This window comes from Paenibacillus sp. FSL R7-0204, from assembly GCF_038002225.1.
In the GTDB taxonomy this organism is placed as follows: Bacteria; Bacillota; Bacilli; order Paenibacillales; family Paenibacillaceae; genus Paenibacillus_AQ.
On the sequence record NZ_JBBOCA010000001.1, the window covers coordinates 1,475,025 to 1,500,764 of the forward strand.

At 56.0% G+C, this 25,740-nt stretch carries 19 protein-coding genes; 15 read left to right on the plus strand and 4 right to left on the minus strand.

Annotation, left to right across the window (positions count from 1 at the left end):
- Positions 1-67: 67 nt before the first annotated feature.
- Positions 68-622, minus strand: coding sequence for a GbsR/MarR family transcriptional regulator (locus MKX42_RS06650; protein ID WP_340751812.1), 555 nt, complete (start codon positions 620-622; stop codon positions 68-70).
- A gap of 256 nt (positions 623-878) precedes the next feature.
- Here MKX42_RS06650 and MKX42_RS06655 point away from each other — a divergent pair, with 256 nt between their 5' ends.
- The 15 genes from MKX42_RS06655 to MKX42_RS06725 all read left to right on the plus strand — a co-directional run bounded on the left by MKX42_RS06655 (position 879) and on the right by MKX42_RS06725 (position 19,490).
- The gene (locus MKX42_RS06655; protein WP_340751813.1) at positions 879-2,078 is read left to right on the plus strand and encodes a quaternary amine ABC transporter ATP-binding protein; all 1,200 of its coding nucleotides are present in this window, start codon (positions 879-881) and stop codon (positions 2,076-2,078) included.
- Positions 2,075-2,911, plus strand: a complete 837-nt coding sequence (locus MKX42_RS06660) for an ABC transporter permease (protein WP_340751815.1) — start codon at positions 2,075-2,077, stop codon at positions 2,909-2,911. The genes MKX42_RS06655 and MKX42_RS06660 overlap by 4 nt, the downstream gene beginning before the upstream one ends.
- A gap of 15 nt (positions 2,912-2,926) precedes the next feature.
- The gene (locus MKX42_RS06665) at positions 2,927-3,811 is read left to right on the plus strand and encodes a glycine betaine ABC transporter substrate-binding protein (RefSeq protein WP_340751816.1); all 885 of its coding nucleotides are present in this window, start codon (positions 2,927-2,929) and stop codon (positions 3,809-3,811) included.
- Positions 3,812-4,032: 221 nt separating this feature from the next.
- Positions 4,033-4,647, plus strand: coding sequence for a TVP38/TMEM64 family protein (locus tag MKX42_RS06670; RefSeq protein ID WP_340751817.1), 615 nt, complete (start codon positions 4,033-4,035; stop codon positions 4,645-4,647).
- Between the two features lie 577 nt (positions 4,648-5,224).
- Entirely contained in the window at positions 5,225-6,061 is an 837-nt protein-coding gene (yunB, locus tag MKX42_RS06675) for a sporulation protein YunB (protein WP_340757630.1), read from the plus strand.
- Positions 6,062-6,337: 276 nt separating this feature from the next.
- A complete protein-coding gene (locus MKX42_RS06680; protein ID WP_340751818.1) occupies positions 6,338-7,933 on the plus strand; it encodes a response regulator transcription factor in 1,596 nt (531 codons plus the stop codon).
- Positions 7,930-9,696 (plus strand): cache domain-containing sensor histidine kinase, encoded by a 1,767-nt coding sequence (locus MKX42_RS06685; RefSeq protein ID WP_340751819.1) that lies wholly within the window; start codon positions 7,930-7,932, stop codon positions 9,694-9,696. The genes MKX42_RS06680 and MKX42_RS06685 overlap by 4 nt, the downstream gene beginning before the upstream one ends.
- A gap of 128 nt (positions 9,697-9,824) precedes the next feature.
- Positions 9,825-11,228, plus strand: coding sequence for an ABC transporter substrate-binding protein (locus tag MKX42_RS06690; RefSeq protein ID WP_340751820.1), 1,404 nt, complete (start codon positions 9,825-9,827; stop codon positions 11,226-11,228).
- Between the two features lie 13 nt (positions 11,229-11,241).
- Positions 11,242-12,129 carry a carbohydrate ABC transporter permease gene (locus MKX42_RS06695; RefSeq protein WP_340751821.1) on the plus strand — a complete coding sequence of 296 codons (888 nt, stop codon included), beginning with the start codon at positions 11,242-11,244 and terminating at the stop codon, positions 12,127-12,129.
- Positions 12,126-12,956, plus strand: a complete 831-nt coding sequence (locus MKX42_RS06700; protein ID WP_340751822.1) for a carbohydrate ABC transporter permease — start codon at positions 12,126-12,128, stop codon at positions 12,954-12,956. The genes MKX42_RS06695 and MKX42_RS06700 overlap by 4 nt, the downstream gene beginning before the upstream one ends.
- Positions 12,957-12,974: 18 nt before the next feature.
- Positions 12,975-14,816, plus strand: coding sequence for a glycoside hydrolase family 127 protein (locus MKX42_RS06705; RefSeq protein ID WP_340751823.1), 1,842 nt, complete (start codon positions 12,975-12,977; stop codon positions 14,814-14,816).
- A 33-nt stretch (positions 14,817-14,849) separates the two neighbouring features.
- A complete protein-coding gene (locus MKX42_RS06710) occupies positions 14,850-15,740 on the plus strand; it encodes a glycoside hydrolase family 43 protein (protein ID WP_340751825.1) in 891 nt (296 codons plus the stop codon).
- A gap of 147 nt (positions 15,741-15,887) precedes the next feature.
- A complete protein-coding gene (locus MKX42_RS06715; RefSeq protein WP_340751826.1) occupies positions 15,888-17,426 on the plus strand; it encodes a glycosyltransferase family 2 protein in 1,539 nt (512 codons plus the stop codon).
- Positions 17,423-18,763, plus strand: a complete 1,341-nt coding sequence (locus MKX42_RS06720) for a hypothetical protein (protein WP_340751827.1) — start codon at positions 17,423-17,425, stop codon at positions 18,761-18,763. Before MKX42_RS06715 ends, MKX42_RS06720 begins: the two co-directional genes overlap by 4 nt.
- Positions 18,756-19,490, plus strand: coding sequence for a glycosyltransferase (locus MKX42_RS06725; RefSeq protein WP_340751828.1), 735 nt, complete (start codon positions 18,756-18,758; stop codon positions 19,488-19,490). Before MKX42_RS06720 ends, MKX42_RS06725 begins: the two co-directional genes overlap by 8 nt.
- Positions 19,491-19,636: 146 nt before the next feature.
- On the opposite strand, the gene MKX42_RS06730 is transcribed toward MKX42_RS06725, so the two are convergent.
- From MKX42_RS06730 to MKX42_RS06740, 3 genes are all read right to left on the minus strand, one after another.
- Positions 19,637-21,595, minus strand: coding sequence for a glycosyltransferase family 2 protein (locus MKX42_RS06730; protein WP_340751829.1), 1,959 nt, complete (start codon positions 21,593-21,595; stop codon positions 19,637-19,639).
- 319 nt (positions 21,596-21,914) lie between these two features.
- Complete coding sequence (locus MKX42_RS06735; protein WP_340751830.1) at positions 21,915-23,519, minus strand: tetratricopeptide repeat-containing glycosyltransferase family 2 protein; 1,605 nt, start codon at positions 23,517-23,519, stop codon at positions 21,915-21,917.
- Positions 23,516-25,588: a tetratricopeptide repeat-containing glycosyltransferase family 2 protein gene (locus MKX42_RS06740; RefSeq protein WP_340751831.1), complete on the minus strand. Its 2,073-nt coding sequence runs from the start codon at positions 25,586-25,588 to the stop codon at positions 23,516-23,518. Before MKX42_RS06740 ends, MKX42_RS06735 begins: the two co-directional genes overlap by 4 nt.
- Positions 25,589-25,740: the final 152 nt, after the last annotated feature.

A 25,740-nucleotide genomic window follows, 5' to 3' on the forward strand; every position in this document is an offset into this window, starting at 1 on the left:
CATTGCATGGCTTTTGGTGACAGCCTTTTCAGGTTGGGCAGAATAGTTTGAATGCCTATAGCTGATATTATTCTTTAGGGATTAATTCGAAGATCTTGCCGGTCTCCAGCGCTTCGATCAGCTTCAGCAGCCAGCGGTAATATTTGATAGCTTCCTCAATCTTGATCTCGTCGGTGTGGAGCAGGCGCGACAGGTCGGGCTCGTCCGCATAATCGGTTTGCATCTGCCGGATTTCGGCGAGTGATTTGTTAAGGGCGGTCATATTCCCTTCAACTGCTTTTCTCCATTTAATAGAGAAGTAATCGCTGAAGTTCTGATGCCAGTCGGGAACCACCTCGAACAGATCCTTGCGGGTGCCCTTGCCCCAGACTTTATCGATCATCTTCAAATCCAGCAGGGTACGTACTCCAGTACTCATGGAGGTCTTACTCATGCCCATGGTGCTGCTTAGCTCATCCAGTGTAACCGGGCCCTCATTAAAATACATGTAACCGTATAAATGCCCAATGGACAGGGTGATGCCGTATAAATCCATATTTTTGCCGATAGAGTCGATGACCCGTTCACGGGCTTTGCTGATTTTTTCTATTTGCTCGGGCAAAAGCCCCTCTAAATCGTTCATGATGTCCCTCCTGAGGAATAGGCTGACATTCTGCATGTCTCTCCTAGTGTATTGTAATCAAATCCCCGGCAAGAAGTAAAGAATTCATCCGGAACGGAATCCGGCGTTAAACAGAGTATACTATACGTAAAGTGCGTAAAGTTAAAACTGTACACTCATTTCTTAGCGAATATGAGCTTTGCGTATTTTTTCGTAAGTCCGTTACACTAGGTCAGTAGCGTTAACCCGAAAGTAAAAGGGAGAGAAGGAGGTCACCATGGCAATTATAGAGGTGAAACAGTTAACCAAAGTATTCGGTCATGATGCAGGACGGGCACTTCCATTATTAGAACAGGGCTGGTCCAAAGAAAAAATCGCCCGGGAAGCCAAGCTGACCGTCGGTGTGAACAAAGCCGAATTCAGCATTGAAGAAGGAGAAATATTCGTCATTATGGGATTGTCGGGCAGTGGTAAATCCACGCTCGTCCGTCTATTGAACCGGCTGATCGAGCCTACCGGGGGGCAGGTGCTCTTCAAGGGCAAGGATGTCGTGAAGATGAATCCCGAGCAGCTCCGGGAGTTCCGGCGTAAGAATATCGGTATGGTCTTTCAAAAGTTCGCGCTGTTCCCGCACCGCAGTGTGCTGGCCAACGCAGAATACGGACTGGAAGTTCAAGGTGTGGAGAAAAGCAAACGAACTCGGCTGGCGATGGAGGCTCTGGAACTTGTGGGTCTGAAGGGCTGGGAGAATCACCGTCCGGATCAGCTCAGCGGGGGCATGCAGCAGCGTGTCGGCCTGGCGCGCGGTCTGGCCAATGATCCCGACATCCTGCTGATGGATGAAGCCTTCAGTGCGCTTGATCCGCTGATCCGCAAGGATATGCAGCAGGAGCTGCTGGAGCTGCAGTCCAGAGTGAAGAAGACGATTGTGTTCATCACTCATGACCTGGATGAAGCGCTGCGGATCGGGGACCGGATTGCCCTGATGAAGGACGGGGTCATTGTCCAGATCGGATCGCCGGAAGAAATCCTTATCCAGCCTGCGAACAAGTATGTTGAGCGCTTCGTGGAGGATGTTGATCTGTCCAAGGTACTGACCGCTTCCCATGTCATGCGCCAGCCGGAAATGATCCGCCCGGAACGCGGTCCCCGGGTAGCCCTGCAGCTCATGCGGGATAGCGGGGTCTCCAGCTTGTATGTCGCCGATAATGAAATGCGGCTGCAGGGTCTCTTGACGGCGGATAATGCCTCACAGGCCTTGAAGGAGAACCGCAGCATCCTGGATGTGATGCTCCGCGACATTCCCCGGGTTCAGCCGGATACCCTGCTGAACGATCTGTTCGAGCTGATGTCGGAGACGCATCTGCCCGTAGCTGTAGTGGGGGAAGGCGAGAAGCTGAAGGGGATTGTGATCAAAGGGGCCGTGTTGTCTGCCCTGGCCGGTAACGCGGTTCCAGAAGGAGGAATTGGTTCATGAATCTACCCAAAATACCGCTCGGAAAGGGCGTAGAATGGATCGAAAACTGGTTAACGACCTACTTCGGACCTGTATTTGATCTCATCCATGCTGTGATCGGCGGAATGGTGAGCGGGATTGATGCGGCGCTGAATTTCCTGCCCGCAATTGTGCTGACCCTTCTGATCGCCGCTCTGGCCTACTGGATCGGCAAATGGCGGATGGCGCTGTTTGCGGTAGTCGGACTGCTCCTGATTGATAATCTTGGATTATGGGGTCCTTCGATGCAGTCGCTGGCCCTTGTGTTGACAGCCTCCATATTGGCGGTGGTCATCGGGGTTCCGCTGGGCGTGCTATGCGCGCAGAGCCGGACCTTCCAGAATATTGCCACGCCAATCCTGGACTTCATGCAGACGATGCCGGCGTTCGTGTATCTGCTTCCAGCCGTATCATTCTTCTCGCTGGGGGTTGTTCCCGGTGTCATTGCTTCTATTATATTTGCGATTCCGCCAACCATCCGGCTCACTAACCTGGGTATTCGTCAAGTCTCGCCCGAGCTAGTGGAGGCGGCGGATGCCTTCGGTTCAACGACAGGGCAGAAGCTGTTCAAGCTTCAGCTGCCCATCGCCATGCCGACCATTATGGCTGGTATTAACCAGACGATTATGCTGTCACTGTCTATGGTCGTCATCTCGTCGATGATCGGAGCTCAAGGTGTCGGTGCCTATGTCTACCGTGCGGTATCGCAGGCCAAGACTGGTGCGGGCTTCGAGGCGGGGATTGCCATTGTCATTATAGCGATCCTTCTGGATCGTCTGACCCAGAAGCTGTTCAAACCCAAACAACAAGGATAGGAGTGTATAATTAATATGACAAGAACTCATTCGATAAAGCGCAGACCGCTCATGCTGCTCATGCTGCTGCTGGCAGTAATTCTGGTAGCGGGTTGTTCGTCCAATAATAACAGTACGGTGAAGCTGGCTTATGTAGCCTGGGATTCCGAGATCGCCAGTACTAACGTAGTCAAGGAAGTGCTGGAAACGAAGCTCGGCGTGAAGGTGGAGATGCTGCAGGTCGATGCCGGACCGATGTGGGCAGGGATTGCTGACGGCAGCGCAGATGCTATGGTAGCCGCCTGGCTGCCAAGTACGCATGCCTCTTATCTGGAGAAATACGGCAAGGATATTGAGGATATAGGGGTTAATCTGGAGGGTACGAAGACGGGTCTTGCAGTTCCGGCCTATATGGACATTAACTCCATCGATGACCTGAAGAATGCCGATGTAGCCTCTTCTCTGAATCAGACGATTATCGGGATTGAGCCGGGGGCCGGAATTATGACGGCTACGGAAAAAGCGCTCGAAGCCTACGGCTTGAGCGATTATACGCTGCTTGAGAGCTCGTCTGCGGCGATGGCACAGGAGCTGCAGAAGGCTTTTGACAAGAATGAACCGATTGTAGTTACCGGCTGGACTCCACACTGGATGTTCGCTAACATGGACCTGAAGTATCTGGATGACCCGCAGAATGTATATGGCGGAGCCGAGCAGATTCACACCATGGCCCGCAAGGGACTCCAGGAGGATATGCCGGATGTGCACAAGTTCCTGAGCCAATTCAAGTGGACCGCAGAGGATATGGAGCAGGTTATGGTCAAGATTCAAGGCGGACAGTCGCCTGAAGAAGCAGCCAAGGAATGGGTAGAGAGCAATGAAGCCAAGGTGAATGAGTGGACGGCCGGCATCTCTGCATAGGTGAAAACTGGAGGGTCCAGTGATCTGGCGGCGATGACCGATGTGTGCTATGATGAGAGAAAATAAGCAACAATTCTGTAACTTGTACGTTTATGTCGCAGAATCTAATAGTTAGATGTTTTTTAAACACCCCGCAAGGGGTGTTTTTCTTCAACAATTAATCTTTCGTTAATGAGCGGTTCCTTTACATGCTGTTAAGAGTCAGGAAAGGAGAGCGCTCTATGACCGAGATCATCAATACCTGGATTGACTGGCTGCTGCAGAGTCTTGGACTTAGCGGCCCGTATATTGTTTTCGCTACCTTTCCGCTTGCCGTGCTGCAAAGCTTGTTCGGATTTTTCCCCTTGGCGATTCTGATTGTGCTCCATGTCTCTGTATTCGAAGTGATCGGCGGGATGGCTGTCAGCTGGCTGGCCTGTAACCTGGGTGCGGTAGTTGTCTATTTTCTCTTCCGGCGTTATCTCTTCGACTGGTTCGACCGCAAATGGGGCTACAAGCTCAAGAAGTATGAGAAATGGCAGACCTATCTGGACCGTTACGGCATCTGGACCCTGGTGCTGCTGCGTACGATTCCGATTGTGCCCAGCAATATCATCAATCTGATGTCAGCTGTGTCTCCGATGAAGCCGGCGGCTTTTGTGTGGGGGACGGTGCTCGGCAATCTTTCTTTCATCTGGCTGTTCGGTACACTCAGCTCCTCGCTCATTGTTCCGCGTGAGGACTGGAACGGATTTCTGTTGTGGTATGGCGTATTCATGCTGATTCTGCTCGCTATCTTTGTCCGGCTGCATTGGGGGCATCTCCAGGAGGATAAGCACAGGCGGGCGGGGCATTAGGTTTTTCACTTTAAGGCTAACCTCACTTTTGTGGGGTTATTTTGCGTGTGCGCCGAATAGCCTATTAATACAGGGAGCGGCTTGACCGCAGGAATGTCGGGAGGGACTGCAGGGCATGGGCAGAATTAGAAAATGGGGGAAACGGAGCGCAGGCGTACCGCTCTTCGGGCGTCTGCGCCTGCCGGACTTCAGCGGAAGCGGCTTGAGGGGGCCGGACGGGCGCCGCCAGGCTTTCAAGGCCAAACCGTCCAGAGCGGGAATCCGGCCGCCGGGCGCGGGTTCGGGAGCAAGGTTCGAAGCGAAGCCGTCAAGAACCGGCGCAGGTCTGCCTGCCCGGAGCTGGGGGCGGAGCGGGGGCTTCGTGGCTAAGCCCTCCAGGTCCGGCGCCCGGCTGGACGGGAGCGGAGCGGATTACAAGGCAGCGAAGCCGTCCGGGAGAGCAGCGGGCGCTCCGGGCCAGCGGGTCTGGCGCAAGTCCGGGGGCGGCGGCTTCCGCTTGTTCGGCAGCAGGGACGGGAAGCGGCAGGGAGCTGCCGGGGGCAAGGGTCAGAAGCCGCGCAGACGGGGCAGATTCTGGATCGTTCTTAGCCTGCTGCTGCTTCTGGCGGTGCTGCAGGGACTTCGTTATGTAGAGCAGCATCTGAAGCCGCCGATTCTCCATCTCGCACAGATCCGGGTGAAGCAGATTGCAACCGAATCGATTAACAAGGCGATTACGTCCCAGGTGGCGGATGGCGGGAACGCAGAAGCGCTGATCGACTGGAAGACGGACAAGAACGGCAAAATCTCCGGCTTCATGCTCAACTACAAGGAGCATATGCGGATTACCTCGCAGGCCGCCGAGGTCATCCAGTCCACACTGCAGGAGCTGCACAACCGGACGGAATATATTCCGCTCGGGCAGGCGCTCGGCAGTCCGCTGATTGCCTCCTATGGTCCGGATATTCCGATCAAGGTCGAGCCTCAGGGGGCAGTGAAGGTTGAGCTGAACACAAGGCAGCAGAATGCCGGAATCAATATGATTCTCGTTGAAGTCTTTATTCATATTGTTACCGAGGTAGCCGTCGTCATTCCATTTGATATGGAGCCGCAGGTGGTGGATACAGAGATACCTGTCTCCTACCTGATGGTAGTCGGTGACGTTCCGATGTACTACTATAACAATCAGGGCAAGCCTGTCGGCGAGAACGGCAGCAGCGCTCCGGGCATCGCGATTCCTGCCCCCTCACTGAGTACTGAGAAGAATAGCACCGGCGCGGACAGCGCACCAGCAGGCGGCGGCAACAGCAGCTCCGGTTCCGGCGGAGCAGGCGGACATGCGGGCAGCGGGGAGAGCCCCGAGCCAGCAGCAGGCGGCAACAATGCGCCGGATACGTCCGGGGGAGGCGGGAATGCTGGGGAAGGGGCGGAGTAGGGGAGAAGCGGGGATAAGGTCGGGGTAAGGGCTCCTGTGGTCATTTAATGGCTGAATGGGGGTCCTTTTTTTTGTGCCGGAGAGGTTGGTACGGGCTTATGCGGATAAAGTTCGGAATTAGTTGGCAGGCTGCTGGTGCGATGAGGACGATGAGGGAAGTATTCAAATCCACCTTTCCAATATGAATCCACTAGGAATGAACCGGAATGGCTTCTATAATAAGGGCAACGCTGCGGCTGACAGGGGCTGTAAGCCAATCTGGGGAGGCTGAGACTATTGAGAATATTGATTGTAGATGATGAACCCAGGCATCTGAGGGGGATGGTCAATCTGATCGGACGCCTTCGGCCGGAGGATCAGGTGGTGGCGGTGAAGGATGGCTTGTCGGCTATGGAAATGGTGAAAGCCCACCGCCCGGAGGCCATATTGACGGATATCCGCATGCCCGGAATGGATGGGCTTGAATTTCTGGAACGGCTTAAGCTTGAAGGTATCCGGACCAGGGTTGTAATGGTATCCGCTTACAATCTGTTCGAGTATGCGCAGAAGGCAGTCCATTATGGGGCTTATGATTACCTGCTGAAGCCGGTGGAGATTGGCCAAGTTGCGGATGTCCTAAGCCGGATCGACCATCTGCTGACAGCGGAACAGAGGCAGCGCCGTGAAGAGGAAGAAATGCAGCAGCGGCTTAAGCTCGCTTCTTCCGCCTACCTGAACCGGCTCATGCTGTCCTGGCTGAACGGCAGTGCGTCCTTGGCCGAGCTGGCGGAGCTGAACGGTTATGATTGGCTGCGGGAGAGTGGTGTCGCTGTGTATTCGGAGCTGAACTCCTGCCAGGATAGCGGGGAGAGGCAGGACAGCGGCATGTTCATCCGTGCTCTGGAGCAGGCCTGGGGCAGGTGGGGGGAAGCCATCACGATTCCCTTGAGCGGGATGACGGAGGACGGTCCTTTTGCTGCCGTTACCTTGATTAGCCTGGAAGCTCTTACCGGAGACATGCGGGATGATGCCCGGTCCATCACCCAGTCCTTGGCGGCGGATTGGGCGCATACCGGACTGCTTACCCATGGGATTGGCCCGGAATGCCGTTCCCTCCGGGAGGAAGCGCCGCGGTCCTATCTGGCGGCCAGAACGGCCAACAGCTACAATTTCTATGATTTCCGGCAGGGGCTGCTGTTTTCAGATGAGATCAGGTCTTCTTCCCGTGAGGCCGTTCCTGACTGGAGCAAGGTCTATGAGGCATTGAAAATGGATGATGCTGCGCTTGTTCTGGAAGCTTGTGTGGAAGCCCTCTGCCAGCTTGCGGACGGTGGACATGCCAGCCCTATGCTGCTGAAGGAGCAGGCATCGCTTATGCTGCTGCAGGTCCGGAGTGAGCATCAGGACATTCTGGATAAGAGAGCGCAGCAGAAGCTGACCAGTACGGCTACGATGCTTATCCGCTCATGCCGATCGTACCCGGAGCTGGTGGCCCATTTGGGGCAGGCACTCCGGGAAGCGCATTTGGCCTTAACCGTATCCCGGCAGGATCAGGGGGAGAGCATGATCGCTGAATGCCTAAGCTGGATACAGCAGCATATGAAGGAGGAGCTTACACTGGAGCGGGCAGCCGAGCATTTCCATTTTAACCCCTCTTATTTCAGTACACTGATCAAGAACAGGACGGGAAAAACGTTCTCTGAGCAGGTGACGGCGGCCCGGATGAAGCGGGCCAAGGTGCTGCTCGCCGGGGAGCCGCTCCGAATATATGAAGTATCTCTGGAATGCGGATTTCAGGATACGAAATATTTTTGCCGCGTATTCAAAAAGTATTACGGCATGTCACCCAAAGCCTATAAGCACGCGCTGTCGCAAAGGAAACGTGAGGCATGAAGATCACCTTCCGTTACCGGCTGCTGGCCAGCTATATTCTGCTGATCGCCATTCCCCTGCTCGTTCTGGGGGCTTTGTTCTACCGGACCAGCCTGAAGATTATCACAGAGCAGGCGCAGAAGAATGTGTATGAGATTGTCAGGAAGAATAATGAAGTTATGGACACCAAGCTGCGGATCGTGGACCAGAACAGCATGTCCTTGTTCCTCGATAAGGACCTGTTCCGCATCTTTAGCCAGCTGGACCCCACGAATGAAGCGGAGCTGTTTGCAGCCGACCGGCAGGTGACGGCCGTGCTCGGCAAAACCTTTTCCCAGAACCAGGATATCTTTGCCTACCAGCTATGGACCTCCTACTTCACCTTCGGACAACCCCTGCCTCAAGGAGAACCGACGCAATCGGATATATACCGTTTGGCCCGGCAGGCGGGAGGGAAGCTGGTGTGGATACCGACTTATGAGTTCGCTTCCATGTTCAACCAGCCCTATCTGCAAGGCGGAAATCTGGAGTTCCGTTATCTCTTCTCGGCTACACGTCTGCTGGATTTCACCTATCTGAGCAATACGAAGCTTGCCAAAATGGATGCCGGAGTGGAACGTCCCGTACTTGCCATAAGCTTCAAATCCGAGGTGCTTAAATCCTTGTATGCAGACAGCCTTCCGGGGAACTCGCGCTACATGGTGCTTGATCCGCAGGACAGGGTAGTCGCCAGCAGTGAGGCGGGTCAGGTTGCACAGATCTATAAGGAGGCAGGGCTGGACGAGCTGCAGCGGGAGAACAGCGGGGCACGGAGAATGAAGCTGGACGGCGAAGCGGTGATCGTCTGCTTTGACCGATCAGAGGTGACCGGCTGGATGTCTGTGGTGTGGATACCGGAGGCGGGGCTGGTGAGCACCCTGGTGCCGGTGATCCGGACATCCATTACCGTACTGGCCGTAGTGATGGGGATTGTAGCTCTGATCTTCGCTTATTTCATTGCGGGTAAAATCACTAAGCCCATCAAGCGGCTGCTCAGCGCGATGAGATCGGTAGGCGAGGGCGATTTCCAGACCCGCGTGGATGTGGTGAGCCATGACGAGTTCGGTGTGCTGACGCAGCGCTTCAACCGGATGAATGACCGGATTCACCTGCTGGTGACGGAGAATTACGAGATCAAGCTGAAGGAGAAGGAGGCTGAGATTCAGGCGCTCAACATGCAGATGCATCCGCACTTCCTGTACAATACGCTAAATGTGATGAACTGGACGGCAATTGAGAACGATCAGCAGGAGCTTAGCAGGATGCTTGTCTGCCTGTCCAACATGCTGCACTATACCTCCCGGAAGACATGGGACGCCGTACCGTTGTCCGAAGAGATGAGCTGGATGAGTAATTACTTCTATATTATGTCGATCCGCTTCGAGGACAAGTTCACCGTGGAGTATGATATGGACCCGCGGCTATTAGCGTACGATGTGCCGAGACTGCTGTTCCAGCCCTTTGTGGAGAATGCGATTCTTCACGGCTTCGATCAGACCGGTTCTGGCGGACTCATCGGAATCCGCGGCTGGATTAACGGCAGAACCCGGTATTATGAGGTGGCCGACAACGGCCGTGGTATGAGTGCGGAGACGGTACACAGGATTCTGCATCAGAAATCTTCCTCCGTGGGCATCAAGAATACTATTGACCGCATTCAGATGACCTACGGCGGCGAGTACGGGATATCCATCTTCTCAACTCCGGGAACAGGCACGAAGGTAGTGATTACTTTGCCGCTATAAGCCAATCCTGGTCCACCAATCCAAAGAGATTAGGGTTATGTAAGCGCTATCTTATATTTTATAATAAAGGCATCATAGACTGCAGCTATGAACCCGTTGAACTTATAAATCGAGAGGGGCTTCCGAATATGTCGCAACCCAGGAAATCAGTCTTCATCACATTGGCTCTGGTTCTGATGCTTGCCGCTGTGCTGTCTGCGTGCTCGAAGTCAGATACTGCAAGCCCTGACACTTCCGCATCTTCCGGGAATTCCGGATCGAAGGAGAATATTAAGCTGCGGATGACTGTTTGGGGCTCACCGGAGGAAGTGGCTCCTTATAAAAAAGCGATTCAGAATTTCGAGGCCAAGCATCCGAGCGTTAAGGTCGAGCTTCAGCATATTGCCGCTGATTATGATACCAAGCTGACGACTATGGTCGCCGGGAATGATGTACCTGACATCGCCATGATGGAGTCGGGTACGATTGCTTTTCCGATGGCGGAGCAGGGCAAATTCTATAATCTTCAGGAATTCCTGGATACGGATACCGAGATTAGTCCCGATACGCTTGTTCCTAATATTACCTATTCCCTGGAGCCGGGCAATGTGATCGGAATCGGCCCCGGACCTGAATCCTTCGCCTTGTTCTACAATGAGGAGATCTTCAAGGACGCCGGCATTGAACCTCCTCCGTCGAATGTGGCGGATGCCTGGACCTGGGATGAATTCGTTGAGGTGGCCAAGAAGCTGACGGTGGATACCAATGGAAAAACAGCGGCAGACCCGGACTTCGATCCCAAAAAAATCAAGCAATATGGAGCAAACATCTCCACCTGGTGGGGGGTATACAGCAACTTCATCTATTCCAACGGCGGGGATTTCATCTCTGCAGACGGCAAAACCTTCGGGCTGAACCAGCCGGAGGCGGTGGAGGCGCTCCAGAAAATATCCGATCTGATGAATGTCCACCATGTCTCTCCTTCACCAGTACAGTCCAAGAACATTCCAGCGACGAATGTGGCGCTCCAGACCAAAAAGGTAGCGATGACAGTGGATGGACAATGGGCAAGTGCAGGCCTGGCCCAATCCAAGTTCAGTTTCAATGTCGGGGTCATGCCAGTGATGAAAGAGCCGGTTACCACTGTCGTCTGCGGCATGTTCTCCATCTTCAAATCCTCCAAGCATCCCCAGGAGGCCTGGGAGCTGCTGAAGGCACTGCTTGATCCTGAAGCATCCATTGACATGCTTACCGCCGGAACCTGGATGCCGTCTCCCAAGGACTGGTATACCGATCCTGCGCTGTTGGCCAAATGGACGGAGAATCTGGACGCCAGACCGTCCGGCTATAAGGAAGCCATTGTCGATGTGATTCTGACCAAAGGGCATCAGACTCCGACCGGCTATGTGAAGAATTTCAACAATATTATGGACTTGGTCAATCCTGCACTGGATAAGGTGTGGCTCGGCCAGCAGACTGCCCAGGAAGCGATGGACTCCATCGCGGCAAAGGTCCAGGCCCAGATTAAGGGACGCCGCGATATCAAGGAATAGACTGGAGGCCAGTATGCGAAAAGGAATGTTCTACGGGCTGCTGTTCACCGCTCCCGCCATCCTTGGGTTTGCCATTTTTACGCTGGGTCCCATGATCGCCAGCCTGGTGCTCAGCCTGACTAACTATAATGTGTTCAAAGAGCAGACCGCTTTCACCGGTCTGGATAATTACATGCGGCTGTTCTCAGGTGAAGATGAGCTGTTCTATAAATCGCTGGGGATCACCTTCTATTTCGTCGTGCTGCGTGTACCTGCGGTGATTCTCCTCTCCTTCGGGATTGCGCTGCTGCTGAATCTCAATGTAAAGGGAAGGGCTATCTTCCGTACGATCATCTACCTGCCGAGCATTGTTCCGGCGGTGGCCTCGGCCATGATCTGGATGTGGCTGCTCAACCCCGATCTTGGCCTCATCAATTCGCTGCTGAGCCGCTTGCATCTGCCGACCAGCAACTGGCTGTACGGCGAAGGCAGCGTGATCCCCTCGGTCGTACTTACCACGCTATGGGGGATCGGCAGCACGGTGATTATTTTCCTCGCCGGACTATCCGGCATCCCCCGGCAGTATTACGAAGCGATTGAGGTGGACGGGGGCGGCTGGTTCCGCAAGCTGAGCCATGTGACGGTGCCGATGGTCACCCCCACGATCTTTTTCAATACCATCATGACCATTATCGGGTCCTTTCAGGTCTTCAATGAAGCTTATATTCTGACGCAGGGCGGGCCGAATAATCAGAGTCTCTTCTATGTCTTTTATCTGTGGAGAACGGGCTTCCGGGATGCCGAGATGGGCTATGCGTCCGCGCTGGCCTGGATCTTGTTCGTCATTATTCTGTTCTTCACCTTCATCGTCTTCAGAACCTCGAAGTCATGGGTGTATTACGAAGGGGGGGACCGGGCTTGAGGCCATCGAAGCTTTCACTTACCGCAGGTTACGGGGCACTGGTCCTGATCTCCTGTATGTTCATCATTCCGTTTGTCTGGCTGATCCGCAGCTCGCTGATGAATTTATCGCAGATATTCACCATGCCCCCCGAATGGATACCGAAGCCGTTTCAATGGGGCAATTTCCATAAGGCACTTACGGTGCTGCCATTCGATGTCTTCTTCAAGAACACGCTCATCATCGTGGTTACCGTGCTGGTGGGAACCGTAATCACTAGCAGCATCGGAGCCTTCGGATTCTCACGGATTCAATGGAAGGGCAGGGATGCGGTATTCGCTCTCCTAATGACCAGCATGATGCTGCCGGCAGCGGTGACGATGATCCCAAGCTTTCTGGGCTGGCAGTTAATGGGGTTCTACGATACGCTGTATCCGCTGATTGTGCCCGCTTACTTCGGCGGGGGAATCTTCAACATCTTCCTGCTCCGGCAATTCTATCTGAGCATTCCGCGCGATTTCGATGAAGCCGCCTATGTGGACGGGGCGAATTATTGGCGGATCTATACCCGGATCATCTTTCCCTTAAGCCGTTCAGCGATTATCGTGGTGGCCTTGTTCAGCTTCCTGGCCTCCTGGAATGATTTTATGGGTCCGCTGATCTATCTGAAAAGCGACCATCTCTTCACCCTCGCTCTGGGCCTGCAAATGTTCCAGGGCACCTATACCGCGCAGTGGGATCTGCTGATGGCGGCCTCGGCGACCGTCGTTCTGCCCTGCGTCATTGTGTTTCTGGCCGGACAGCGTTACTTCCTGGAGGGAATAACCTTAACGGGATTAAAAGGATAAAGGAGGCGGGGAACAGAAATGGCAGAGCAACAAGCGGAGATTCATGCCTGGCAAGGCGTGTCCTTCACCCGTGTAACCATCAATGACGAGTTCTGGAGGCCGCGCCTGAAGGTGCTCCGGCAGACCACGCTGCCGGATTGCCTGTCCAAATGTGAGGAGACCGGCCGCATCAATAATTTCGCCAAGGCCGCAGGACTGCTGGAGGGGCATTACGAAGGCAAATATTATAACGACTCAGATGTCTACAAGGTGCTTGAAGGCGTTGCCTATGCACTGATGTCGGAGCGGGATGCGGCGCTGGAGGCGGAGGCTGACCGGATCATCGGGCTCATCTCGGCTGCGCAGGAAGAAGACGGCTATCTGTGTGCTTACTTTACCCTGGAGAATCCGCAGGGTAAGTGGACGGACATGGAGAAGCACGAGATGTACAACGGCGGCCATCTGATCGAAGCGGCGGTTGCCTACTATGAAGCCACCGGCAAGCGTGTGCTGCTGGAGGTGGCCTGCCGCCTGGCCGATCATTATGACAGGGTGTTCGGCCCCAGCAAGCGGCACTGGGTGGAAGGGCATGAGGAGATCGAGCTGGCGCTGGTGAAGCTGTACCGCGCCACGCAGACTGAGCGCTACTGGAAGCTGGCTTTGTGGCTGCTGGAGGAGCGCGGTCATGGCCATGGCTCGGGCGCGATCTGGGACAATCCCGAATGGGGACCGGCCTATTGTCAGGACGATGTTCCCGTCCGCGAGATTAAGCAGGTCACCGGCCATGCCGTCCGTGCGGTGTATCTGTATACGGCCATGGCGGATATTGTCCATACTTCAGGAGATTCTGCTTATGCGGAGGCTCTGCACCGGGTCTGGACACATACGGTGGAGCGCAACATGTATGTAACGGGCGGCATCGGGCCGTCCAGGCACAATGAAGGCTTCACCTCCGATTATGACCTGCCCAATGAGACAGCCTATTGCGAGACCTGCGCCGCCATTGCCATGGTGTTCTGGAATCACCGGATGAATCTGACGTTCGGGGACGGTAAATATGCCGATGTCGTAGAACGGGAAATGTATAATGGCGCTTTGTCGGGCATCTCCCTGTCGGGGGATCAATATTTCTATGAGAACCCGCTGGCCTCCCAAGGCGGGCATCATCGTGTCCCATGGTTTGAAACCTCCTGCTGTCCGACCAATCTGGCCCGTTTTCTGCCATCCCTGGGCCAGTACGCCTATGCAGTTACAGAGGATGGCCTGGCGGTGAATCAATATATGAACAACGAAGCGGAGCTGGTGCTGGGCAGCGGGCTGGGCGTCAGGCTGAAGCTAAGTACACGGTATCCCTGGAAGGGCCGGATTGAGCTTGAAGTGAATCCTGCTGCAAATGCCCGCTTCAGTATCCGGCTGCGTGTGCCGCAGTGGTGCAGGGGATACCGGCTGGAGGCTGGGGGCATCAGTATCGGCGGCCCCGAAGCCCTGACCGATCAAGGGTATCTGGTGCTGGACCGGAACTGGACGCGGGGAGATAAGGTTGTGCTTGAGCTGGATATGCCCGTGAATATCGTACGGGCCAAGCCGGAGGTGGAGGCGGACAGAGGGCGGGTTGCCATGCAGCGGGGACCCGTTGTGTATTGTCTGGAGCAGGCGGACCATGTCGGGCGTTCCTATGATACCTTCTCCATTCCGGCCGGGGCTAAGTTCCGGGTGGAGCACCTGCCGGAGCTGCTGGGCGGGGTAACGGTGCTGCATAGCCGGGATGAAGACGGCAGGCCGCTCAGGTTCATCCCCTATTATGCCTGGGACAACAGAGCGCCCGGTTTCATGCAGGTCTGGATTCGGGAACCGGAAGGAAGCGGCCTGTACAGGTTTTGAATTCGCTAGTGCAGTGCAAAGGAGGAGATTCGCTTGCGCGGAATTACGAACCCGGTGATCCCGGGCTGGTATGCAGACCCGGAGGCCAGAACTTATGGGGGCAGGCATTATGTGTATGCCACCAGATCTTTTACGGAATATACCCGGCAGATGAATCTGGATGCCTTCAGTTCCGGGGATCTGGTTCATTGGACGACCCACGAGGGAATCATCGAAATGGGGGATTTCCCCTGGATCTGGAGAGCGGTATGGGCTCCGACCCAGATAGAACATAACGGCCATCATTATCTGGTCTTTGCCTCCAACGATATCCAGAAGGACGGCGAAGCCGGCGGGCTGGAGATTGCTGTTGCGGATGCTCCCGAAGGCCCTTACAGAGGGTATCTCCACCAGCCGCTGATCGGCAGATTCATTCACGGCGCACAGCCGATTGATGCTCATCTGTTCAAGGATGATGACGGTGCGATCTATCTGTATTACGGGGGCTGGGGGCATTGCAATGTGGCCCGGATGAATGAGGAGATGACGGGGTTTGTTCCGTTCCCGGACGGAGAGGTCATCCGGGCCATTACTCCGCCGGGTTATGTGGAGGGGCCGTGTATGATCAAGAAGGACGGCCTGTATTATCTGATGTGGTCAATGGGCGGGTGGACCAATGGGACCTACCGGGTCGCTTATGGTGTAAGCGTAAGTCCGCTGGGACCTTTCGCGAACCACGGGACGATTCTGGAGAGACAGGAGCCGGTGGCGGAAGGCCCCGGCCATCACGGATATCTGCATCTGCCCGCGCGGGATGAGTGGCTGATTGTCTATCACCGGAGAATTATCGGAGACCGTGAGCCGGGCAATCGTATGTTATGCATCGACAGACTGGAATTCGGTGCAGGCGTTATCAAGCCGGTAAGAATGACGGATAGTTGGTAAGGATGTCTGCGGCTTGGAGCTGAGCAGGAGCGTGCAGCCTGGAGATATGCAACTTGGTTCGCAGAAAACAGTGTCACCAGGGATACCTGCCCGATTACGCTCATACATTATAGACAGCATAGTTTGACTAATGGAGCGTGATGCCGGGTGTCTTATGGAGCGATGGAGGACCGGAGTGCGGGGAAGGCTTGGGATGCTGCACAAGCGGACCGTACCGGGCGGTTGGCTGCAAGGTACAGCTATCTGGAACGGGAAGGTCTGCTGCCGCTGCCGGTGCAGGGAGGCATTACGCTGGTGGTGGAGCTGCGGCATGCGCCGTGGTCGGGGGAGTGCCTGCGGCTGCTGCTTCAGCATTCCGGGCCAGCGGTGCGGGTGACTGCGGTTGCCATGACCGCTGATTTTCCGCTGCAAGCGTTGTCGGAGCAGTTCTCCGGGGAAGCGGGAATGCGGTTTCTGCCTTGCAGCGAGGGTGAGTATAGGGTGAATGAGGCCTTGGCTTATGCCGAGACCTCTTTTGCTGTACTGCTGGAGGACTGTGTCATGGTGGCTCCGGGCTGGCTAGGGCATCTGCTATGGCCGCCGATTGATGATCCTGCGGTGTTAGTTGTGGCTCCTTGCTCCTCCACGGAGCGGGGAGACGGGCAGCGGCAGCTGCATTTTGCCGGATATACTGAGCTGTCTGCTTACACGGCCCATACACAGGAGAAACAGCAAGGGGAATGGAGTGATGCGGAGGTTCTAACCGGTTCCTGCCTGCTTATAGCCACAGAGCTGCTGCTGAAGGTAGGCGGATTCGATGCTTCTCTGGGCGAACGCCGCCTGATCATCGCGGACTGGTGTCTGCGGGCCCGGATGCTGGGAGCGGAGCTTGCGCGCAGTGACTCGGGGTATGTTCATGTGCTGCATAGGCTGGAAGCGGACAGTGTGAAGGGGGGCGGCAGTGAAGTCCGGGGGAAGGGGGAACAGGCTTATCTGCAAAAATGGAATCTGCACAGCACTCCCTCCCCTGCGGGTACGCTCCAGATTCCCCGTGATCTCAAGGCCTGCCCTCAGCAGCCGGTCATTCCGCTTAGCCGGGATACGGTTGCCGCTGCGCTGGTTACAACGGTCGTGTATTTTGAAGAGAACTGGACGGCGGCGGATTCCCGCGAACGGCAGCAGATGCTTCAGGAGAGTCAGAGCTACGGGAATATCCGCTGGGTGTGGGTGAGGGACAGCTGGAGTCAGTCTTTTCCGGAATTTCCGGTGCATGAGCGGGATGCCGTTATTACCGTTCACGGCGAGAAGGCCTGGCTGCATGCGCTGGAGAATATTTCGGCACTTTACGGCAGTGAGATCATAGTCTACTTATCGGCTTCCGCGTCGTACGATAACCGCTATGTGGAGAGAATGGTTCGGGTTCTTCAGCATAGCCGGGCGGATCTGATGGTCAGTTCAGATGATAATGCTGCAGAATCCGGGCTGCCGCGCACAAGCGAAGGGATTCCGCAGGTTCTTCCGCTTGAACGCATTGCACACCGAAGCGGAAGAACACCGGGGAGGATTGTGAAGCGGGAGGGCCATCTCCGCAGTCTGGAGCTTGTGCCGGACCCGGGGTTGTCTATAGATTATGCAGGAGAGACAGCAGCAACGGGCGCTGGACCGGGCAGCCTTGATGAAGCCATGCCGGGGGAGGGCCGCTTATGAACTATATTGTGCTCAGCCGCACGGCTTGGGAGGATTATGAGTATAAAAGAATGCTGGAGCTCCTTCCGGAGCGCGGGGAGGTCTGCTTCACCGGAGCAATGACCCCGGTCCAGCAGCGGAGCAGCCAGGTCAGGTCTGTGACTCTGCCGGAACTGTACAAACTGAATCTCCAGGAATATACGCTGCTGGTCTCATCGCCTTACTGGCTACCGGATGTGCTGGCTCTACAGCCGGCTTATACTGTGGCTCTGCTGGAGTCTTGTCCAGCTGGGGAGGATGCTGCGCTGTGGGATAAATATAGTGCGTCTCTTGGAGCGCTGGCTGATCTTGCCGGCACCTCCTCGGAACGGATCTATCTGGAGCAGAATCTGCGCCGGGGCCAAATCGTCTATCTGAATGGAGATGAGCCGGTGTCCTACGGACTTCTCCGCCGGGGGGAGCGGCTGTATTTTCTCTCGGATGCTGAAGCGATCTGGAACAGGGCACTGACGAAATTATGGCAGTCACCTGATTCGGTGGATGACGGGGAGTCGTATCTGGATATCCAGCGCAGGCTCCGTACCCGTTTCTATCTCTCGATGTGCGCCAAGCTGCCCGGGGAGCCTTCGGTGTATTATTTAGCGGCTTCGTATTTATATCTGCAAGGAGATGAGACAGCTGCGCAGCTTCTGGCCCAATCTTTTGAGCTGATGCTGCTGCATGGTTATACGGAGTGTCTGCATTCACATTACCGGTTCTTCTCAGCGATGGAAGCGAAAAAGGGGAATCTTGCGCTTGCACTCCGGCAGTATGAGATTACGGCCTTTACTGAAGAGGAGCGGGCAAGGGTTACGCAGATGAAGCTATGGCTGCACGGGGGTGAGGTCCAGCAGGGGCTGCTCTGTGCAGAGCTTATGACAGTGAATGAAGACTACGCCGCAGCCATTGAACTATTGGGCCAGTTGCCTGGGCCGGAGGCAAAGCAGCGGCTGCTGCACAATTATACCGCCACCTTCCAGTGGGAGAAGGCGCTGCAGCTTCATCAGGAGCTGGCGGGGAAGGCAGGGGATACGGGAAGCAGCAGCGCCGCCGAAAGCACGGAAGGAAAAGTGGGGAATATGCAGGGAGCAAGCCCGGGAAGGGAGACTTCTTCTGCGGATGAGCTGGCAGAACGGATTGCCGGGCAGATGTCTGTGATTGAGGGGACCCTGCATCTCCTGTACGGCAGGCGCCATGAGGCTATCCGCAGCTTCCTGCGCTGCGCGGGTGCGGATCAGGGGGCCCGGCAGCTTTTTGCCGAAATGGCAGATCTGGAAGAAGCGGTGCAGAAGTTAAGAGGAGGGGCTGCGGGTGGCTGACCACAGGAATGAACCGCTGCGCAAGGCTTCCGGCAACCGGCTGACAGCGATGATGCAGGTGCGCAATGAAAGCGGCCGGTATCTGGAGCAGGTACTGCAGGAGCTGAGCGGATTTACCGATGAGATCGTCATTGTGGATGACGGCAGCACGGATGATACGGTGCGCGTGTGCCGCTCTTTTGCCAAGGTGAGCAAGGTGGTGACGCTGGAGCACTCCCTCTTCGGGCGGGAATGGGAGCTGCGCCAGACGCTCTGGGATCTGGCGGTATCCACGCGGCCGGACTGGCTTTTGTCGGTAGATGCCGATGAGTTCTATGAAGAGCGGGCCAAGCAGGAAATACGGCGTCTGATCGACCAGGATGTCTACGATTGGGTGGCCTTCCGGATGTATGATTTCTGGGGCGGCACGACCCATTACCGGGAAGATGAGCTCTGGAACCTTCATACGAAGCATACACGCACGCTGGTGCGATATCTGCCCGGCTTCTACTATTTCACCCCGCAGATGGATCATCATGTCCCCCGCCTGCCGCTATCGTATGCGGTGCTGCCGGGCTTCCTGGCCGAGCTGCGGGTGAAGCACTATGGCTGGGCCCTCGAGCCTGACGCGCTGCGCAACAAGTACGACCGCTACCTGGAGCTCGACCCCGAGGGCAAATGGGGAAGCCTGGAACAATACCGCTCCATTCTGGATGAGCATCCCCGGTTGGTGGAGTGGGGGGATTAGGGGGCTTGGTTGCTGTCCTACTCAATAGAATCGTACCTAGATGGACTAATAATAATTGAAGTATGAGGTAAAAGTTTCCAGACATTGGGACTGCGATCCTCAAGGTCTTTTTTAAATTGAGTTGAGGGGTGAAGTCTAGCGCAGCTTCAGACATTGTTATCTCTGTCATCCCCACTCTGAAGCGCAGACTTCACAAGCAGCAGCCACGGAATGCTGCCTATAGGGGGGAGGTTGCCCTGTGGGTGAACCTCCGCCGCAAGAAGCAGCATGTAATAACTGAGGCCAGTGATTGCAGCAATGCTCCCGGATTGGCGAAGTGTCTGTTCATCGGCAGACGTAAGCTGCGGGACCTGCCCGCAAGACTGGGCGATGGCTGCATAGAGCAGCCATTCCGCAGCATCAGCAGGAAGGCTATAGCGTTGTGATTGCTCGATGTAATCCGCACACCATTGCATTCTAAATGAAACAGGTGCATCCAGTAGTCCTCGCAGCAGCGGCAGAGGAAGTTTGCTCCAGAGAAAGCGTATAGTGCCGAAGGGTCTGCCAAGCAGGAGCAATGTGTCCCAAGCGCCTGCCTGAAGGAGCAGTTGTGCTGCGTAAGAATAATCTGCAAAGCTTAGCGGTGTGTCTGCGCGGTGTTCCGAATCGGCCAAGCTGCCGGTATGAGGGGGACGAGTGGAGCATCCTGCCGCAGCGATTCCGCCGCTGCGGCAGGACAGGGCCCACAGATAGCCGGATACCCAAGGGTTATCCGGCGCATCTCTCTGCATCCGCGCAAGCTCGGCGGATGCAGCCCCGGGCTGTTCCGGGTCCCGGAACAGCGTCCCCAGCAGCACCTGAAGCACCTGCCGGATATTCTCCGGCAGATGCGGTGCTGCGAGAAGCGCCGCCAGCCATGGGGCGGCGCGGGCATTGAGTGCGGCAGGCACCAGCCTGCTCAGCACTCGCCGGGGCAGGGCAGGGAGCAGCTGACGCGTGAACACCGTCAGCTGCTCCGCTTGCCCGGACAGCAGGCACAGCGTGGCCAGCTGCTCCCAAGCGGCAAGATCGTCAGGCGAGCAGCCGGTCGCCTGCCTGTAATGCTCCATGGCTTCCTCGTAGAGGAAGAGCCGCTCGCAGACCCGTCCAGCAGATACGCGGGTGCGGTAGGCTCCGCTTCCGGAGGAGGAAGGGTATTTGTGCGCGGTATCCCCGCTGTCCAGCGCCTGCAGCAGCAGAGGGTACGCCCGCCATACCTGCCCTTGCTCCATGAGCAGCCCCGCATAGCTCTCCAGCAAATCGGTGAAATCTGCGTACAGCCCAATCCCCGCCTGATAGACAGACTCCGCGTCCGCAGGCCGCCCGCCCGCTTGGAGCGCAAAGGCTGTCTTGAGATACAGGTCAGGGGTATACCCGGAGTCTGGCGGAGCTTCCTCTAATAGTGGCAATAGAAGATCTGCCGCCGCCTGATATTGTCCCTGCTGGTAATATTCTGTGCCCAGTGCGTACCGCAGAGGAACGCTGTCCGGTTCAAGCCGCAGAGCAGCGTGGATCAGCTCCAGATTTCGGCTGGCTTTATTTTTGCGCTGAAGCTCATCATCCAGATAGCCGTAGTGATGGACAGGCAGACGGGCATAAGCGATATGTCCTCCGGGGAGGCTCCAGATGCTGGAGGCCGCCTCTTCATGAATGCTCCCGCGAAAATAGATGCGTGAATCATTACGGAACAGCCGGCACACATTGTCTGTCACGTATTCGCGCCTGGAGCCCTCCCCCACGTAATGGATAAAAGGCAGGAAATACCCGTCCGCACGCTCCGATTCCAGCAGAAACTCCAATGCCTCCACCTTCCAGTCAGCAAGGGCTTCATCTGCATCCAGCACCAGAATCCAGCCATAGGAGGCCAGCTGTAGGGTATGATTACGGGCTTTGGAGAAATCATGCTCCCAGGGCAACCGGATCACCCGGGCACCGAACCTGCGGGCGATAGCCCTACTGTTATCCTCTGATCCGGTATCTGCGATGATGATCTCCGAGACCATACCCTGAACAGACCGCAGGCATTGCTCCAGATGCTGCGCCTCATTCCTGACGATCATGCAGAGCGAGATTCCGGGAGTATCCATGGTCTGTAAGCTCCTCTCTAACAGTATCTGATTGAAAAAGTGGGAGTGCAACACAAACAGGTATACTCCTGACGGACTGGAGAGCCGTTATTTCCCCAAAATCAGCACTTTTTACGGAGTGGCGGACTGAGAGGACCCTAATGTCTCTCTAACCGATGATTTTGGACAGCAGATCCGCCTTTAAGCGCTGTGGAGTCCGTAACTCTTCCGAATCATGCGTTTTCTCCAAAATAAACGATCCTGTGTCCGCAACGCTCAGCGTTTTAGTTGTACCAATTACAATTAAGACCTATCGTAACTCGGATCATCTGTTGATGTACTAATCGGCCGATCTGGGAAGCGGAAGAGTAAGACGCACTGCCGCAGCCGCAGGTGAATATATTGCCGAAGGTAAGAGCGTAGCCAGAACTTTGTCAGCTAAAATGATCCAGGGCTGCACAGCCGCAGCCATAGCGGATACGGTGTTCCGGTCCGCCGGGGCAACTGCAGGATGATTAAGCAGCATGGTGATATCATCGTAGCCCAGCTCAGCTGCGGAAGCTGCTTCCGCCCGCTGCAACAGCTTCAACAAATCAGCAGCAGGCGACACCTTCGGTCCGGCATCATTCATTCCCTTACTCTGGATCGTCGCACCTAACGCTCCCGCACCATCCATCACTCCCGCCGCCATACCGCCCTCAAGCATATCAGCAGCCGCTGTGTAACAGCCATCCCTTACCAGCAGGCGCATAAGCTCCTGGCGCTGCTCCGTCAGGATGCCGGGCAGGTGCCCGGCCAACCAGCCGTGGAGCTCCGGCTCGCGGCCCGTGCATTTGAACAGGCGCGTGAGCCGGGGGATCAGCGGCCAGGGGTCCGGCTGGAGCTGAGCTGCCCTGGTGAAGCAGGCTGCTGCTTCATGCGCTTCGCCAATCTGCTGGCAGACCTGCCCCAGCAGCGTGTGGGTGAGATAGGTGCCTAACCCGGATTCCGTATGGTAGAGGGGAGGCGAGGCTCCAATCTTCAATGCCCGGCACAGCGCGGTCTTGGCTTCGGCTAAGGCAGACACCTGTAGCAGCAGCGTACCCTTGAGGTGGTGAAGATCGGGATAATCCGGGAAAAGCGTGCTTCCCTGCCCGCAAGTCTCCAATGCACCCGGGTAATCACCGGTTACCGCCAGGCAGCGGACTTTGTATTTATAGAGCAGGTGAACATAGCTGGTACCCGGCTCGGCCAGGTTCAGCGAGGTGCCGATATGCTCCAGCGCCTGCCCGTAATCGCCAAGCCGCATATATTCAACCGCCAGATTGAAATGCTGAAAAGCATCTCCGGGACTCTGCTCCAGCTGCTGCTTCAGCAGACCGAGATTACGGCTGATTTTATCTTTCCGCTCCACGACCCCGTCGGCATAGCCGTAGTGATGGACAATGACGGTACCCATATGCATCGCGGCATCCGGGGTCTCCTGCACAATGACAGCCGCAATCTGCTCATGAATAATACCGCTGAAGCGATAATTCAGGCGGTTCTTGAACATCCGGAGAATCGGGTTGACCGTAAGAGTCTGCGAAGCTCGCTCCGTCCCCTGATGATTATGAATCCGCACAAAAAAAGCCTCATACTCCGTATGCTTCGCGCACACCAGCAGCTCCTCCCGGCTCCCCGGCTCCAGCTCTTCGTCTGCATCCAGCACCAGAATCCAGGTGCCCTGCGCCAGGGCCAGACCGGCGTTGCGTGCGGCGGCAAAATCCCCGTTCCACGGGTAATCGATAATCCGGGCACCGAAGCTGCGGGCAATGGAGCGGGTGGCGTCGGTGGAGCCGGTGTCTACAATGATGATTTCATCCACAGTTCCGCGCACACTCCGGAGACAGCGCGCAAGGTTGTCGGCTTCATTTTTGACGATCATACACAAGGAAATCAGCGGTTGTTGTGGTTTCGTGGTCATAAGCTCAGATCCGCTCCTCTCTGCCGCTGGGTGTAATTCCACTTCGTATGCCAGGGAGTGCAGCGGAGCACCGCGATGGATTGGGCAACTGCTGCCCTGTCCTCCTGAAGCGGACCCTGAGCCGGCTGCCCCACTCCTTGGAGACGTTCTACAGCTTCTGCGAGCCGCTGCTCCGCCAGATGCAGATAACAGAGCGCCAGTCCGGTGCTGACTGCATCGTCCGCAGGGGTTTCCCCCAGGGCAACCCGGTACCAGCCGGCAGCCTCGGCATAATGCCCTTTATCGATGAGCAGTTCTCCGAGATACCGCAGGGTTGCGCCTGAAGCGTCTTTACTGTCTGCAAGGCTGATAAATAGTTCCCCCGCCTCTGCACGCCAGCCTTCCTCATAAAGCGCCTCTGCCAGAGTGCGTGTATGTGCCGGGAACCGTTCAACCAGCCGCTTGCCCAGTGCGATGAACTGGTGTTTCACAGCGAGCCTTATCACCTCGGCCAACACCGGGGAGTCTCCGGGGGAAGTGGATTCTGCTTGCGGTTCAGCGGAATCCGGAGACAATTCCCTGTCGATCTCAAGCACTGCGGAACGCACCTCCGCAGATAATTGCAGCCACAGCTCCTCCTGCAGCTTCCCGCCCAGCTCCCAGGTTAAGATGGCCTCAAGCAGGCAGAGCTGCCGCACAGTCTCCGCATTTAGGCCATCGGGTGACAGCTGGGTGGGGTTAGCCCGCAGCTTGGAGGCGGTCTTTCTGAACGTATGATATTTTCCGGTAATGATCCAGGAAGACAGCTGGAACAGCAAGGTGTCCTCTTCCAGCGGGCAGACTTCGGGCGGCAGCTCTGCAATCGCCGTATAAGCATCCAGCCGATACAATGTTCCGATAATTGCGGTTCTTGCAGCACGCTGCGCTGTACCGGTCAGCTGTATCAAGAGTGCGGCGATCTCTCCATCCGGCACCTCCAGCTCCTGAAAAGCAGAGGCGATCCCCTCCAAAGCGGGGAGATACAGGGAGTGCTGCTGAAGCGCACGATGGTACAGCTGCGCGGCTTCCTTTTGCTTCCCGAGCTGCTGGAAAATGGCCCCCATCCGGTGCAGCGGGCGGAAGCTGTCCATGCCCTGTTCGGTGACGTATGCTCTGCGCGGAGCCTGGGCAGACGAGGTATCTATGGCGTGCTGGTAAGACTGGACAGCGCGTTCGTATAATCCTTGGCTCTCCCAGGACTGGCCCTGCATGTAATGCAGGTCGGGATAATCTCCATAACGTGTCAGTTCGCGGGTTAGCAGGCTGTCGACCGCTTTTACATGACCGCCGGCCAGATCGATTTTGCACAGATCGCGAATGATCGAGGGACGGTAAGAGGCCTGAAGCGGAGCGAGGGTAAGACTCTGGCGCAGAAGTTCTGCGGCTTCCTTCAGCCGTCCGTCCTGACAGCAGGTGACCGCCAGATTATAAAGGGTGAACACATCGTCAGGCTCTTCCGCAAGCGCAAGACGCAGCAGATGCTCGTTGCGGCTGATTTTATGCTTGGCGCTCATGACCGGGGGCAGGTAACCGAAGTGAAGAATCTCTATGGCGCTGGCCTCGATGGCGGCGGCCCCATGTTTTGTGAGAATAGAGGACTCTACACTTTCATGAATTCGTCCGCTGAAAAGATAGCCCTGCCCACCGCGGAACAGCCGCACAGGAAGGTGATACAGACGATCCTCCGGCTTGCTTCCCAGCAGGTTCTCTATACGCACCGTGTAGGCTTCGGCTGTGCTGCCCCTGAGAATCTCCTTGATTGACTCTATGGAAGTCTGAAGGATTTCATCCGCATCCAGGACCAGTATCCAGCTGCTGGCCGCATGGGAGAGACCGGTATTGCGTGCCTCTGAGAAATGGTGGTTCCACTGGGCTTCAATGACCGTTGCCCCGTACCTCCGGGCGATTTCCACGGTCTGGTCTGTTGAGCCGGTATCGACCACGATGATTTCATCGGCGCCCTGCAGGCTGGCTAGACAACGGGGGAGCAGCTCGGCTTCATTGTGGACAATGAGCTGTACTCCTAGTGTAGGTTTGGCAGATTGATTCAAGATCGTTCCTCCTTCGCGGGACTTAATTCCTCCGTGTATTCTGCAAAAAAAAGAATGTATATGCGCTGCTGCCGTCTTATGTAGATGCGGAATAACACACAGCCAAGAGTACATGGGTATCCATGCACTCTTGGCTCCTGCATCGTATGACG